Genomic DNA, 14,132 nt, shown 5'->3' with positions numbered 1-14,132 from the left:
CCCTGGAACAGCAGCAACCGCCACACTAAGCGCAGGCACCGCAACTCTTCCTATGCGGCGTCAGCCCCACCGCGCGAAAGGCACGCTCATGGCTCTTGGAATGACTCCCTACCTGCAGTTCCCCGGCACAGCCCGGGAGGCAATGACCTTCTACGCCGACGTCTTCGAGGGCGAGCTGGATCTGCTCACCTACGGTGAGGGCATGGGCGACGACGGCGAGCACCGCGATCGCATCATGCACAGCTCCCTCTACGTGGAGCGAGGAGCCCACATCATGGCCGCCGACCTGTTCGAGGGGATGCCCGGCAACGGTCTGGGCACCATTGCCCTGAGCGCCAGCGAGGACACCCCGGAGGAGAACTCGCGGATCGCCTCGTGGTGGGAGAAGTTCGCACCGAAGTCAGACATCACGGTTCCGCTGGCCACCGCACCGTGGGATCCCAACGGACTCTTCGGTCAGCTCAAGGACAGCTTCGGGGTGGAGTGGATGTTCCTGGTCGGCCCGACCGAGTAGCCCCGCTTGCCCCGGTCCCGGCAGCGATCAGCCTGTCCACACCCCACAGCGCACAGGCCAGCACCAGATAGCCCAGCAGGATCGCGCCGATGTAGATGCCCACGCCCTCGTATCCCATCCCGGGCACGTCGAGGATCACGTAGGGGTACCAGTCCAGGGCGGGGCCGCGCAGCAGCGTCACCGCCAGCCAGGCCAGGGGCACCGTGAGGGACAGCGGCACCACCCGCCCGCTGATGTGGCCGCGAGGGCCCACCACAAGCCACACCAGAGGTGCGACCACCGGCAGCATCACGTGCAGCACCGTGTCGTTAAACAGCATGATGCCGCTGAGTGTCCCGCCTTCACGCAGCAGGAGGTTGAAGACGAGTCCCGTGATCACGATGCACACCACACCGCACAGCCGCAGAGCGCCGAAGACGAGCGAGCGGCGCTCAGGACGCAGCGCCAGAAGCCCTGAGGTCAGACACACCAGCGTTCCGGAGAGAAACGTGAAATAGGCGCCCTGGTTGAGCATGTGGTCCCACCCGGCGCTGAATCCGCCGGAGTACCCCACACCCGCCGGCAGGTCGGTGTCCCGGGTCCACCCCAGGTACAGCGAGCTGACCAGGCCCGATGCGCTCAGCAGCGCCACGAGGCCGTGCACAGTCCGCGCCCAGGCCGAGTGCTGCCAGCCACCGTCTTGCGCTGCGTGGGTCATCGAGGCGGCCTTCCCTGCTCCCGCGTGAATTGTTCGCAACATCACCGTAACTATTAAAGTTGCGGATTATGACTATGGAATCGGTCCTTGAGACCATCGGCAATGTCGAGGAGATGGCCTGGAACCTCGTCGGCATCCCAGTGATCATCGTAGTAGCCGTCTACCTCACGATCCGCACCGGTGCCGTGCAGATTCGGCACCTGCCGGACATGCTGCGCAGCATCACCGATAAGGCGCAGAAGGACGAGACCGGGCGCACCCGCAGCCTCTCCGCCTTCCAGGCGTTCACCGTGACCACCTCGGCACGCGTGGGCACCGGCAATATCGCCGGCGTCGCTGGAGCCATCGCCATGGGCGGGCCCGGAGCGATCTTCTGGATGTGGATCATGGCGCTGCTCAACTCTTCGGCTTCGTTTGTGGAGTCGACCCTGGCCCAGCTCTACAAGACCCGGCGCTTCGACACCTATAAGGGCGGCCCGGCCTATTACATCCAGCGCGGTCTGGGCTCCCGCTCGGGCGGCATCGTCTTCGCCGTCATCTTCATCTTCTGCTTCGCCTTCAGCTTCACCTCGCTGCAGTCCAACACCATCGTCGACGCCGTCACCGGCGCTGCAGGTGAGCTCGGCATGGAGAACACCACCGGACTCACCTGGGGCCTGGCCATTGTGCTGACCGTCATGACCGGCATCATCGTGCTCGCCGGTCTGCGCCGCGTGGCACAGGTGACCCAGAACGTCGTCCCCATCATGGCCATCCTCTACATCCTGCTGGGGCTGGTCGTGATTGCCATGAACCTGGAGCATATCCCCGCGGTGATCGGCCTGATCTTCGGTGAGGCCTTCAACTTCCAGGCCGCGGCCGGCGGCGCATTCGGCGCCATGCTCATGGCAGGTATCCAGCGCGGCATGTTCTCCAACGAGGCCGGCATGGGTTCGGTGCCCAACGTGGCCGCCACGGCGGACGTCTCCCACCCTGTGAAGCAGGGTCTGGTGCAGACTCTCGGTGTCTATCTCGACACTCTGATCATCTGCTCCATCACCGCCTTCATCATCCTCTTCACCTTCCCGGAGAGCAGCTTCGATGCGAACATCGGCGGCGAGCTGACCCAGATGGCTCTGGTCCAGAACTTCGGCAGCACCGGAGCAGTCATCCTCGCGGTGATCATCTTCCTGCTGGCGTTCACCTCAGTGCTGGGCAACTACTCCTTCGGTGAGGCCAACGTGCTGTTCATCTCCAGCAGCGAGACCCTGCGCAAGGTCTACGCCGCGGGTCTGACCGCCGTGGTCTTCATGGGCGCGATCATCGACGTGGACCTGGCATGGTCCATTGCCGGTGTCACCATGGTGATCCTGGCCATGTTCAACCTGGTCGTGATCATGGAGATGTCCGGTACCGCCCTGAAGCTGCTGCGGCACTATCGCGAGCAGCGCAGGCAGGGTCTGGACCCCGTCTTCCGCGCTTCAGACATGCCTGAACTGACCAACGTGGAGTGCTGGGAGGACGAGGACGTGCGCGAGTACCTCGACGCCCGCGACGCCACGACGACGGCGAAGTAAACCGCCGCGACCCCCACCCCAGCACGACGGCCCCGGACTGAGCGCACACGCTCGGCCCGGGGCCGGCGTCGTCATATCGGGTGCTCCAGGCTTCCCAGAGCCTCAGCTGAATGGGGAACCCCTCCCCACAGCCGTGCGGGGGAACACCGTCAGCGACCCTCAGTCTCCGAGGCCGAGGAACTCCCTCGGCCATGTGTTCGCCGTCGCTGAAGTTGATGGCCTGGTAGGAGTACTCGCGGTGCTCCTTGCTGATCGGAAAGTTGCTCGGGGCCGGTAGCTGGTCGATTCCCTCCTCTGCAGCTCCTTGGCCGCGGCCAGCCACTGATTCTGGTGATGGGTGTCGCGAGCCAGCAGGAACGAGAGCAGGTCGCGCACACCCGGGTCATCGGTCATGTGGTAGAGCCGGGCCACCTAGATCCTGCCTTGCATCTCTGCGTTCACATTGGACGTGAAGTCGGCGAGCAGGTTGCCGCTGGCGGTGACGTAGTCAGCGGTCCACGGGTTGCCGTTGCTGTCGACCGGACGGACACCGGCACCGGCGGCGATGGCGTCCTGCACATCCGTGCCGCCGATGACGGCCGCCACGGTGGGGTCATTCTGGACGGCCTCCTCAGTGATGCCCTGCGGAGCCTTCTCCAGTAGCTGGCCACCATGGTGGCCAGCATCTCCACGTGTCCGTACTCCTCGGCGGCGGTGCTGAAGAGCAGATCGCGGTACTTGCCCGGGATATGGGCGTTCCAGGCCCCCGCAGGTGCCCGTTAGGCTGGATGGCATGCATGCGTCACGACGGTCTGAGGTTCCCGGGTTCGAGGTGATGCGCATTCTGGGGCGCATCGAACAGCTGCGCGACGCCGGCCGCGAGATTGTCTCCCTCACCGCCGGGGAGCCGGGCTCGGGTGCGCCGCCGAAGGTGAACCAGGCCGCAGCCGCCATCCACGCTCGCAATACCGTCCTGAATTACTCCCCCGCGCTGGGCATCATGCCTCTGCGTCAGGCGCTGTCCGCGCATTACCAGCGCTGGTACGGCGTGAACGTTCCCCCAGAGCGCATTGCTGTGACCACGGGATCCTCCGGCGCTTTCATGCTCACCTTCCTGGCCGCGTTCGACGCCGGCGCTCGCGTCGCGCTGGCCCGGCCCGGCTATCCGGCCTACCGGAACATTCTGGCCAGCCTCGACATCGAGGTCGTCGACCTGGACTGCGGGCCCCAGGTTCGCTTCCAACCCACCGTGGAGCAGCTGGAGGCCGCACACGCCCAGGCGCCTCTGGACGGCCTGATTCTCGCCTCTCCCGCGAATCCCACCGGCACCATGGTGAGCCGCGAGCAGCTGAGCGCCCTGTCCCAGTGGTGCAGCTCGCACGGGGTCCAGCTCATCAGCGATGAGATTTACCACGGCATCACTTTCACGCACCAGGCGGTCAGCGCGCTGGAGAGCAGCGACCACGCCACGGTGGTGTCCTCCTTCTCCAAGTACTGGGGAATGCCGGGGTGGCGGCTCGGCTGGGCGATTCTGCCCGAGCACCTGGTGGACCCGGTCTCCCGGCTGGCAGGCAACATTGCGCTGTGCCCACCCCACGGCAGCCAGCTGGCCGCGGTGGAGGCCTTCAGCCAGGACTCCTTGGACTTCGCCGCAGCCCAGGTGGCCCGCTATGCGGCGGCCCGCGAGATTGTGCTCCAGGCCCTGCCCGAGCTTGGATGGGGGCAGGTTGCTCCGGCCGATGGGGCCTTCTATGTGTATGCCCATCTGGGAGAGCACCTGGAACAGTTCCTCGACTCACGGCGCTACTGCGAGGCCCTGCTGGAGGAGGCCGGCGTGGCCGTAGTACCCGGGACGGACTTTGACCCGGTCAATGGTCATGCGTGGGTCCGGCTCAGCCTGGCCCCGGGGCCGGAGACGGTGCGGGCCGGCGTCGAACGTATCCTGGCCTTCCACAGCAGGCCGGATGCGGCCGCTCTCTCTGGTGGGGAGGAGGCGAGCGCATGATTCTGCTGCTGGGGGCCATCCTCTGCCTGACCCTCTACTTCTGGTTCCGCTCGAGGGACCGGCGCATGCTCCGCAACGGAGTGATGCTGGTGCTGGGCATTCTGCTGGGTGTTGCGGGACTGTTGAACGTGCTCTGGGATCAGGTGCCTGCCCTGGACTGGATTCTGGCCAAGGCGATTGTGGCGGCACTGCTGGGCATCCTGATTCTGGGGCTGCTGTTGATCGCCAACGGATTCGTCGTGGTGCGCCGGGAAGGCCGCAGCTTGGCCAACCTCCTCTCGCCCCTGGCCGGACTGGCACTGTTCGCCTCCCCTCTGGCGGTGATCAACCTGCTGAACGCCAACACCGCGGTGACGGTTCCGCTGGCCGTGCTGATTTTCTTCGGCGTCGGCTACCTCGGGGTGGTGTTCCTGATCTTCCTCACCTATGCGGTCATCTATTCTCGCGACACGCATAAGGTCGCCCCCACAGCGATCGTCATCCTCGGCGCTCAGCTGATCAACGGCAAGGCAGGGCCGCTGCTGCGCTCACGACTGGACCGGGCGCTGCAGGTCTACCGCCAGACGGATGCGCTGCGGCCGGTGCTGATCCCTTCCGGCGGGCAGGGCCCGGACGAATCCCGGCCTGAGGGCGAGGGCATGGCGGAGTACCTGCTGGAGCGGGGCGCAGCACCCAACGACGTGCTCATTGAGGATCGCTCCACCAACACCGCGCAGAATCTGCTCTTCTCGCAGCAGGTCAGGGAGACCCTGCCGTTGGATGACCCGCGCCGCACCGGCCCCATGCTGGTGTCCACCAGCAACTACCATGTGCTGCGGGCCGCTCTGCTGGCACGGCGCCTGCGGCTCGACGCCGAAGTGGTGGGGGCACGCACCGCCTGGTACTACGTGCCCAGTGCCTTCCTGCGTGAGTACATCGCGGTACTCAAGGAGCACGTGCGCCTGCATGCTGTGCTCTTTGCCCCGTTCGTGGCGCTGTCCATCTACTTTGTGGTCCTCTACCTGGACTGATCCCACCATCCGCAGATCAGCACTTTTTCTCTTATTTCTTCCTCAGATGCGTCTTGATATCCTCATTTCATGCCGCACCTACGGATTTCTGAAGCTGCCCAGTTGCTGGGCGTCAGCGATGACACTCTGCGCCGCTGGACAGCCTCCGGCGAGCTGAGCACCACCCTCGACGACGCCGGCAGGCAGGTTCTCGACGGCGCTGACCTGGCGCAATTCGCGCGGCAGCGCAGCACCCAGGTGCCATCCCCCGGCGGCTCGTCCTCGGCCAGGAACCGCTTCGTCGGGCTGGTGACCGCGGTGACCTCGGATGCGGTGATGTCCCAGGTCGAGCTGCAGTGCGGGCCCTATCGGGTGGTCTCCCTGATGAGCACCGAAGCCGTGCGGGAACTGGGACTGGAGCCCGGGGTCGTGGCCACTGCAGGCATCAAAGCGACCAACGTCGTCGTCGAGCGCCCTGACCGGGACCGATGAGGTTGCGGGGACGTCGCCGCAGCGCTGCCGTCCTGGCCTGCACAGCAGCGCTGGGCCTGAGCGCCTGTGGAGGCAGCGACGGCGCCGGTGAGGACGGGACACTCACGGTCTTCGCGGCCGCCAGCCTGCACGAGACCTTTGAAGACATCGGCGAGCTCTACACGCAGGAGACCGGCAGGCAGGTCGGGTTCACGTTTGCCGGGTCCTCCGGCCTGGTGGAGCAGCTCTCCCACGGCGCCCCGGCAGACGTCCTGGCCACTGCCGATGAGGCGAGCATGGACCGCGCACGCGAGCTCGACCTGGTGGAAGGCGGCCCGGAGGTCTTCGTCAGCAACCACCTGGTCCTCATCACCCCGGCGGAGAATCCGGCGAACATCGCCACCCTGGAAGATGCCGCCGAGGATGGGGTCGAGACCGTGCTCTGCGCAGTGCAGGTCCCGTGCGGTGCCGCCGCTCAGCAGCTTCTGGAGGCCACAGGCGTCGAGATCACGCCCGTCTCTGAGGAGACCTCGGTGACCGACGTGCTGGGACGGGTCCGCACCGGCGAGGCGGACACCGGGCTGGTCTACGCCACCGACGCCCTTCAGGCCGGGGACCAGGTGCGCACCTTCCCAGTACCCGGTGCCGAGGACCAGCCCAACGCCTATCCGATCGCTCAGATGCGCGAGACCGAGCAGCCCGTGGCGGCCACGGAGTTCATCACGTTCGTGCTGGAGGATGAGCGTGCCCGGCAGATCCTTGAGGACGCCGGCTTCAGCCCACCCGACGGTCGGGAGCCTCAGTGACGACGCGCAGCCGCAGGAGAGCACACCATCGCCCGGGCGCCCCGCCACGCTGGGTGATGGTTCCGGCGATGCTCGGAGCGGGTCTGATCCTGCTGCCCGTGATGGGTATGCTGACCCGGCTGGAGTGGACGGAGGTTCCTGCTCTGCTGGCCTCCGAATCCTCATGGGCCGCGCTGCGGCTTTCCCTGTGGACGGCGCTTGTTGCGACGGCGCTGTGCTTAGCACTGGGGGTTCCCCTGGCCCTGGTGCTGGCCCACGCCCGGTTCCGCGGACTGACCATACTGCGCTCGGCGGTCCTGCTGCCGCTAGTGCTGCCGCCGGTGGTAGGAGGCCTGGCCCTGCTCTACACTTTCGGCAGCCAGGGACTATTGGCGGGCGCACTGGAGGTCATGGGTGTCCGGATCGCCTACACCTCAGTGGCGGTAGTGCTGGCCATGACCTTCGTCTCCATGCCGTTCTTGGTCATCAGTGTGGAGACCGCCGTGCGCGGCATGGATCCCGAGGTGCTGGAGGCCGCCGCGGTGGACGGGGCCAGCCGCACCGGCATCCTGCGATACATGGTGCTGCCGCTCATCGGCCCCGGTCTGGTTTCCGGCGCGGTGCTGGCTTTCGCCCGGAGCCTCGGCGAGTTCGGGGCCACATTGGCCTTCGCGGGGAATCAGCAGGGCGTGACCCGGACCCTTCCGCTGGAGATCTACTTGCAGCGGGAGACCGACCCCGACGCCGCCATGGCGCTGTCGCTGCTGCTGATCGGTGCCGCCGTCGTCGTCATCTCTCTGGCCTACGGACGAGGTACTCGTCCCCACTCGGGGTAGCCGGCATGGCTCAGCTGCACAGACCGCTCTCCCCCACCCCGCGGGAGCAGAGCAGGGTGCGCTCCACCTGCGCCAGTGCATAGCCGTCAGCCTGCTCCTCCACCGTGACGAAGAGCCGGTGGCCGGCCACCGAGTCATCCATCATTCCGGTCACGTCGATGCGGTAGAAGTCCTCACCGGTCTCCTCAGGGGTGGTGATCAGGGTCCAGTCCGGACCCACCGGTTCGCCGTCGTCGTCGGTAATGTCCTCCCCCGCGTCGGCGAGGCGCTCAGCCACGCCCTCGGCGATCGCTTGGGGGTCTTCCGCCGGGGGAACGTCGTCGAGGAGCTCATCGGTGATGTCCTCGGTGGCCCCGAAGTAGAAAAGACCTCCCTCGACCCAGCCGTAGCCGTCGGCCAGCTGCACTTCTGTCCAGATGCCGAAGTCGGGGTCCTCGGAGCCGGTGCGCTGCCGTCCGGTGACGGTGACCGCGTCGGTGGGCTGCAGGCCTCCGACGACCTCTGAGTCCTCACCGGGCACGGCGAAGACCTCCAGCGGGGCGTCATCGGGATCCAGGCCGGCTACGCCGAGCTCATCGCCTTCTGCGTAGTACATCTCGAAGTCCTCGCCCGGCAGGTCCTCCTGCGGCACCTGCGCGATGCCGCCCGGGGGAACCTCATCACCCGGGGAAGGGGTCTCCGCCTCTGCGGTGGGCTCCGGAGCGGACGTCTCCTCTGATTCCTGTCCGGAGTCGTCGTCCTCGGGCCGGTCCTGCTCACCTCCGGTGGGTTCTACGGTTTCCGGTGCGGGCGCCGTCTCAGTGACGGTCTCTGCCGGGGCCGGCTCCTCATCACCTCCACAGGCGGTCAGTGCCAGCAGGCCGGTGAGGCCCACTGCGGCTGTGCTCAGGGCCGGAATGCGCTCAAGAGGACTCATGGGTCCACCCTGCCAAGGGCACCTCAACACCGCCTCCACGCTGCCACATCGGCGGGGATCCCGGGAAGGATAAGGTCAGCGCGCTTCAGGCACGCGGACCAGCTGCGCGATGAGCGCCAGGAGAGGCAGCTCCAGCAGCGGGCCCAGCACCAGGGCCACCGCAATCAGGGGACGATCGGGGAAGGCCGCCACCGCGATCCCTAAGGCAATCGGGGAGTTGCGCGCGGTGGTGGTCATGATGAGCGTGACGCGATGCGAGGCCGGCAGACCCGCCACATGCCCCGCGCCGGCGGACAGCAGCGGCAGCAGGGTGAAGAAGATCAGCAGTGCAGGCAGAAGCAGCACCACGGCGTCCCACTGAGCCAGCACCGTGTCCGCCTGAGAGGCGAACATCGCCGCGACCGCCAGGCACAGCAGCGGCACGACGACGGCACCCGCCACCTCCTGAAGGCGCCTCAGGCCTCCTCCGAAGACACCCGAGGGCCGATGCGCGGCGGTCCAGCGCACCAGTGCCGCCACTCCCAGCGGCACGAGAAGCACCAACCCCACCGCGCCCAGGAGAGTGCCGACGTCGACCGTGGCCGCCTCACCGCCGAGCAGCAGCACGTAGACAGGGAGCAGCACCAGCTGCAGGACAAGGTTCAGCGGCAGTAGGGCCGCGGCGATGCCGGTGTGCCCTCGAGCTGCCGCCGTGAAGACCAGGTACCAGTCGGTGCAGGGGGTCACCAGCAGGAGCAGCAGCCCGATCCGCAGGTCCGGCTCCTCCCCCAGCAGGCCGGCTCCCAGAGCAAAGGCCAGCGCGGGGGTGACCACAAAGTTCAGCACCAGAGACAGCAGCACCAGCCCGCGTGCCCGGCGGACGGCTCCCACTCCGGAGGCCTCCATCTGCAGGAAGACCGCGGTGAGCATCACCAGCAGCAGCGGCAGCACCGCGCCCTCGGCGTAGTGCGCGCCGGGAAGAATCAGCCCCAGCCCGAGACCGCCCAGCGCGGCAACGGCGACAAAGACGCTCTGCAGCCGCTCGACCCTGCTCATCCGACCAGCTTATTCACACAGAGAGGGGCGGGTGCCGCAATGTGATGAAATTGCTCTCGGCCCATTTCCGGATCCGGCACCCAGACCCCACGCCGACCGGGCCGCAAGACCCCTACGGACGGAGCTACCCCCAGTGCCTGCAGACTTGTCCCTCAGCCTAGGCGGAATCCACCATGGCTGAGCTGCTGAATCCCGTCATCCTCTCGGTCCTGGTGCTGGTGGCGCTGAGCCTCAGCCGCGTCAACGTGGTCATCGCCCTGTTGCTGGCCGCCGCCGTCGGCGGAGTGGCCGGCGGGCTCTCCCTCGAGGAGACCTTCTCGGTGCTCATCGATGGACTCGGCGGCCAGGGCGAGACAGCCCTGAGCTATATTCTGCTGGGCACCCTGGCGGTCATGGTGGCCCGCTCGGGGCTGACCCGCAAGCTCATCCGCCGGGTCATGCCGCTGCTGCGAGGACCTCGGGCCGTGGTGCTGTTCGCCATCGCCGGGCTGGCATGCTTCTCCCAGAACCTGGTGCCGGTGCACATCGCGTTCATTCCGATCCTGATTCCGCCGCTGCTGGCAGCATTCGACCGGATGAAGATCGACCGCCGCGGCGTGGCCGTGGCACTGACCTTCGGCCTGAAGGCCCCCTACCTCATCGTGCCGCTGGGCTTCGGCCTGATCTTCCAGGGGATCATCGTGGATGCCATGGCGGAGAACGGCATGGAGATTAGCCTGGGCCAGATTCCCCTGGCGATGGCCATCCCCGTCGGGGCCATGGGCGTGGGCCTGGCGATCGCAGTTCTGGTGACCTACCGCAAGGACCGCGAGTACACCAACCCCCAGCCCCTCACGGACGACGCCGCGAACCCCCTGGGCGCCCTCGATGCGGGCGATGCAGATCTGAAGTGGCGCCGTGGGGACTATGCCGTGCTTATCGGCCTGGCCGTGACCCTGGCGCTCCAGCTGGTCTACGGCTCCCTGGTCATGGCTGCGCTGGCCGGCGTCGTCGTCATTTTTGTGCTGGGAGGCGAGCGCTGGACCGACGGTGATCCCATCGTGGACCGCGGTGTGGCGATGATGGGCACCATTGCGTTCATCATGCTCGTGGCCTCCGGTTACGCCTCGGTGCTGACCGAAACGGGAGCGGTGGAGGATCTGGTGGCCTCTACCTCCGACTGGATCGGGGACAGCCGGCTGCTGACCGCGGTCATCATGATGCTGGTGGGCCTGGTGGTCACGATGGGCATCGGCACCTCGTTCGGCACGGTGCCCGTGCTGGCAGCGTTCTTTGTGCCGCTGGCCGCGGCGGTGGGCTTCAGCCCGCTGGCCACGGCGGCACTCATCGGCGCGGCGGGCGCCATCGGCGACGCCGGCGCTCCGGCCTCCGACAGCACACTGGGCCCGACGTCCGGCCTGAATGCCGACGGTCAGCACCATCACATCTGGGACACGTGCGTACCGACGTTCCTGCACTACAACGTGCTGCTCTTCGCCGGAGGCGTGCTCGCGGCCATGGTGCTCTGACCGACATCGCTTTCTGCGGAGGGCCCGGGGGTCAGGGCTGCTGGGCCGAGCCTGCCTCGAACCCCTCCAGCACAAAGACCTCCACCCAGCCGTAGCCGTCGGCGAGCTGGACCTCCACCCAGGTGCCGTCAGCCATCGCCGCCTGGATCTCGCGTCCACCGAGCAGGACGACGTCGTCTGAGCTCAGTTCGGCGACCACCTCGGTGTCCCCGCCGGGGACAGGCGGCTCAGCGTAGACGGGAATCGGCTCCACCGCGGAGTCGTGAAAGCCGGTCTCCTGACCTGCCTGGGAGAAGCTGGTCTCCGTGGGTTCTCCCTGGGTCTCGGGGTCGATGTCCTCGTCGGGGACCCTCTCGGCTCCGCCCGGGGGCAGCTGGGCGGTGGGATCCTCAGCGGGATCCTCCGGTGGCGGCGTGCTCTCCCCGGCGGTCTCTTCGTCCGGGGAACCGGGTGCCTCGCCGTCGGGGGAACTCGTCTGCGGGGTGTCGGTCGCGAAATCTTCTGCCTCTGGGGTGCCCTCGGCGTCTGCGTCGGTCTGCTCGGGGGCTTCATCGGCCTGCTCGGGTGACTCGGTTCCTGCGGTGGCCCCGGGTGGGTCGTTGACCTCAATCTCGGGTTCCTCGTCACCGCATGCCGCCAGGGCGAACAGTGCGGTCAGGGCCGCCGTCGTCGTCGCTGCAGTAGTGAAGTGTCCTCGCCGTGCCATCTGCAATGCACCAACCTCTAATCCGTTGTGCCACCCTCACGTCGGTTCGGTCACCACTGTTCCGATGCCTTCTTGCAGCAAGCTCCACGGGAGGTGGACTTCCGCTTGAGAGCGCGGTTGATCTGGAGCTGAGGCCGGGACTTTATGCCCGGAGGGCAGAGCCGATCAGCGGCGCGGCTTGAGCTTGCCGGTACGGGAGTACCAGATCTCCAGGGGGATGGTGAACAGGGGTGGTACGGCCGCGCCGATCGCCACCGCGAACTCCCAGAGCTTCCATCGATAAGTCCACGCGGCGAGCACGACGACCGCGCAGAAGACCATGAACGCGATGCCGTGCAGCATGCCCCACAGCGGCACCGGGTCGTGGGCGGCCTCAGCGATGTAGCGCTGATACATCCCGTAGAGCAGTCCGGCCCACGTGATGGCCTCGGTGATTGCTACCACGTGGAACGCCACGCGGATGAACTTCTGCCACCCCAAGGAGCCGCGCGGGGTACGGGCGGCGGCCGTGGTGCGGGCCTCGGGAGTCACAGCGGTCTCAGTCATAGGGGGTCCTCACAGGTTCGCATCGAGTGGAAGATTTCTCCCGGTATTCCAGCGCAGAACGCCCCGGAACCCCGAGAAATCTTCCACTCGTTTCTTCACTCAGTCTTCGGCGGCGGCGAGCTGACCGCACGCGCCGTCAATCTCCTTGCCGCGGGTATCGCGCAACGTGGTGGGTACGCCCTTGTCCTCAAGGCGGGCAATGAACTCTCGCATGACCTCCGGCTCGGAAGACGTCCATACCGAGTTGGGCGTGGGATTCAGCGGAATGGGGTTCACGTGCACCCAGCCCCGACCACGGGCATTGAGCTTGTCTCCCAGCAGGTCCGCACGCCAGGGATGATCATTCATGTCCTTGATGAGCGCGTACTCGATGGAGACCCGGCGTCCGGTGGTCTGGTAGTAGTAGTACGCCGCGTCGATGGCCTCGTCAGCCTTCCAGCGGGAGTTGACCGGAATCAGCTCATCACGCAGCTCATCATCCGGAGCGTGAAGGCTCAGAGCAAAGGTGATGGGCAGGTTCTCATCGGCAAGCTTCTTGATGGCCGGCACCAGGCCCACCGTGGAGACGGTGATGCCGCGGGCACTCATGCCCAGACCTTCGGGGGCCGGGTCGATCATCCGGCGCACCGCGTTCATCACGCGCTTGTAGTTGGCCAGGGGTTCGCCCATACCCATGAAGACAATGTTGCCGACCCGCTGGGGACCGGTCTTCTCCCCCGGGGACGACGACGGCGCCTCTCCTTCGGCGAAGTCCGCCTCCTCACCGAGCCCGGCGTGGGTGGCCTCTTCAGCGACCTCAACCGCGTTGGGTGCATCAAGCTCACCGGCGGCGATGACCCGGTTGGCCTGCACGATCTGGTCCACGATCTCAGCGGTGGACATGTTGCGGGTCAGGCCGTTCTGACCGGTGGCGCAGAAGGGGCAGTTCATACCGCAACCGCACTGGGAGGAGATGCACAGGGTGATGCGGTTGCGGTACCGCATGAGCACCGACTCCACCAGGGCACCGTCAAAGAGGCGCCACAGGAACTTGATGGTGGCGCCGTCGTCGGTCTTCAGCCGACGGACCTCAGTCAGCAGCGGAGGCAGGAACTCCTCGACCAGAGCGTCCCGGTCTGCGGCAGGCAGATCGGTCATGGCGGCGGGGTCGGAGGTGTAGTGCTGGAAATAGTGCACGGAGAGCTGCTTAGCGCGGAAGCCGGGAAGACCCATCTCCTGTGCCTTAGCGATGCGCTCTTTCATGCTCAGATCGGCCAGGTGCGTGGGCGGCTGTTTGACGCGCTTGGACTGGGCGAACTGAAGCTTGGGCCTGCCTTCGGCGTCAACGGCCTGGGTCCAGCCTTCAGCCCGCGGCTTGACCTGGGGACGATCAGCATCGGTGGCAGCGGCGCCCGCGGGGGCGGGCGGCACGGACGCACCGGCCCGGGACCGGGCGGCAGCGGACTTGGGCGCGGAGATGCCCGCGTTCTTCTCAGCATCTGTGGGGTTCGGCATCCCCTCCAGTGTCCCATGTTTCCGACGGCGCAGCAGGGGTCCCGAGTTCTGAACTGAAGTGCAACGCTTTCGACTTGCCCGCGGCGATCCGTGGA

Annotated in this window: 14 protein-coding genes and 1 pseudogene; 8 read left to right on the top strand and 7 right to left on the bottom strand. The window is 66.8% G+C overall.

Features of this window, described 5'->3' with window-relative positions; translation table 11 throughout:
• Positions 1-88: 88 nt before the first annotated feature.
• Positions 89-514 carry a VOC family protein gene (locus RH857_RS11375; RefSeq protein WP_310538094.1) on the top strand — a complete coding sequence of 142 codons (426 nt, stop codon included), beginning with the start codon at positions 89-91 and terminating at the stop codon, positions 512-514.
• Here the strand turns inward: RH857_RS11375 and RH857_RS11370 are convergent.
• A complete protein-coding gene (locus RH857_RS11370) occupies positions 462-1,253 on the bottom strand; it encodes a Pr6Pr family membrane protein (protein WP_310538093.1) in 792 nt (263 codons plus the stop codon). The two genes, RH857_RS11375 and RH857_RS11370, sit on opposite strands and share 53 nt — an antisense overlap.
• Before the next feature lie 26 nt (positions 1,254-1,279).
• Between RH857_RS11370 and RH857_RS11365 the strand changes: the two genes are divergently transcribed.
• Positions 1,280-2,767: an alanine/glycine:cation symporter family protein gene (locus tag RH857_RS11365; RefSeq protein ID WP_310538092.1), complete on the top strand. Its 1,488-nt coding sequence runs from the start codon at positions 1,280-1,282 to the stop codon at positions 2,765-2,767.
• A gap of 121 nt (positions 2,768-2,888) precedes the next feature.
• Here RH857_RS11365 and RH857_RS11360 read toward each other — a convergent pair.
• Positions 2,889-3,510, bottom strand: a pseudogene (locus RH857_RS11360) (manganese catalase family protein); the annotation flags it as partial.
• A gap of 29 nt (positions 3,511-3,539) precedes the next feature.
• On the opposite strand from RH857_RS11360, the gene RH857_RS11355 reads away from it, so the two are divergent.
• The 5 genes from RH857_RS11355 to RH857_RS11335 all read left to right on the top strand — a co-directional run bounded on the left by RH857_RS11355 (position 3,540) and on the right by RH857_RS11335 (position 7,832).
• Positions 3,540-4,751, top strand: a complete 1,212-nt coding sequence (locus tag RH857_RS11355; protein WP_310538091.1) for a pyridoxal phosphate-dependent aminotransferase — start codon at positions 3,540-3,542, stop codon at positions 4,749-4,751.
• Positions 4,748-5,761: a YdcF family protein gene (locus RH857_RS11350; protein WP_310538090.1), complete on the top strand. Its 1,014-nt coding sequence runs from the start codon at positions 4,748-4,750 to the stop codon at positions 5,759-5,761. Before RH857_RS11355 ends, RH857_RS11350 begins: the two co-directional genes overlap by 4 nt.
• Before the next feature lie 69 nt (positions 5,762-5,830).
• A complete protein-coding gene (locus RH857_RS11345; protein WP_310538089.1) occupies positions 5,831-6,232 on the top strand; it encodes a TOBE domain-containing protein in 402 nt (133 codons plus the stop codon).
• Positions 6,229-7,017, top strand: a complete 789-nt coding sequence (modA, locus tag RH857_RS11340; protein WP_310538088.1) for a molybdate ABC transporter substrate-binding protein — start codon at positions 6,229-6,231, stop codon at positions 7,015-7,017. Before RH857_RS11345 ends, modA begins: the two co-directional genes overlap by 4 nt.
• Entirely contained in the window at positions 7,014-7,832 is an 819-nt protein-coding gene (locus RH857_RS11335) for an ABC transporter permease (RefSeq protein WP_310538087.1), read from the top strand. The genes modA and RH857_RS11335 overlap by 4 nt, the downstream gene beginning before the upstream one ends.
• A 10-nt stretch (positions 7,833-7,842) precedes the next feature.
• Here RH857_RS11335 and RH857_RS11330 read toward each other — a convergent pair whose 3' ends face one another.
• Both RH857_RS11330 and RH857_RS11325 read right to left on the bottom strand, forming a co-directional pair.
• Positions 7,843-8,748: an SH3 domain-containing protein gene (locus RH857_RS11330; RefSeq protein WP_310538086.1), complete on the bottom strand. Its 906-nt coding sequence runs from the start codon at positions 8,746-8,748 to the stop codon at positions 7,843-7,845.
• 75 nt (positions 8,749-8,823) lie between these two features.
• The gene (locus RH857_RS11325) at positions 8,824-9,783 is read right to left on the bottom strand and encodes an arsenic resistance protein (protein ID WP_310538085.1); all 960 of its coding nucleotides are present in this window, start codon (positions 9,781-9,783) and stop codon (positions 8,824-8,826) included.
• Between the two features lie 173 nt (positions 9,784-9,956).
• Between RH857_RS11325 and RH857_RS11320 the strand changes: the two genes are divergently transcribed.
• Positions 9,957-11,291 (top strand): SLC13 family permease, encoded by a 1,335-nt coding sequence (locus RH857_RS11320; RefSeq protein ID WP_310538084.1) that lies wholly within the window; start codon positions 9,957-9,959, stop codon positions 11,289-11,291.
• 31 nt (positions 11,292-11,322) lie between these two features.
• Here RH857_RS11320 and RH857_RS11315 read toward each other — a convergent pair whose 3' ends face one another.
• The 3 genes from RH857_RS11315 to rlmN all read right to left on the bottom strand — a co-directional run bounded on the left by RH857_RS11315 (position 11,323) and on the right by rlmN (position 14,037).
• Complete coding sequence (locus tag RH857_RS11315; RefSeq protein WP_310538083.1) at positions 11,323-11,997, bottom strand: hypothetical protein; 675 nt, start codon at positions 11,995-11,997, stop codon at positions 11,323-11,325.
• Positions 11,998-12,162: 165 nt separating this feature from the next.
• On the bottom strand, positions 12,163-12,543 hold the full coding sequence (locus RH857_RS11310) for a DUF3817 domain-containing protein (RefSeq protein WP_310538082.1): 381 nt from the start codon (positions 12,541-12,543) through the stop codon (positions 12,163-12,165).
• A gap of 99 nt (positions 12,544-12,642) precedes the next feature.
• The gene (rlmN, locus tag RH857_RS11305) at positions 12,643-14,037 is read right to left on the bottom strand and encodes a 23S rRNA (adenine(2503)-C(2))-methyltransferase RlmN (RefSeq protein WP_310538081.1); all 1,395 of its coding nucleotides are present in this window, start codon (positions 14,035-14,037) and stop codon (positions 12,643-12,645) included.
• Positions 14,038-14,132: the final 95 nt, after the last annotated feature.

Source organism: Nesterenkonia flava (assembly GCF_031432335.1).
In the GTDB taxonomy this organism is placed as follows: Bacteria; Actinomycetota; Actinomycetes; order Actinomycetales; family Micrococcaceae; genus Nesterenkonia; species Nesterenkonia flava.
This window is presented reverse-complemented; position numbering and strand designations above follow the sequence as displayed.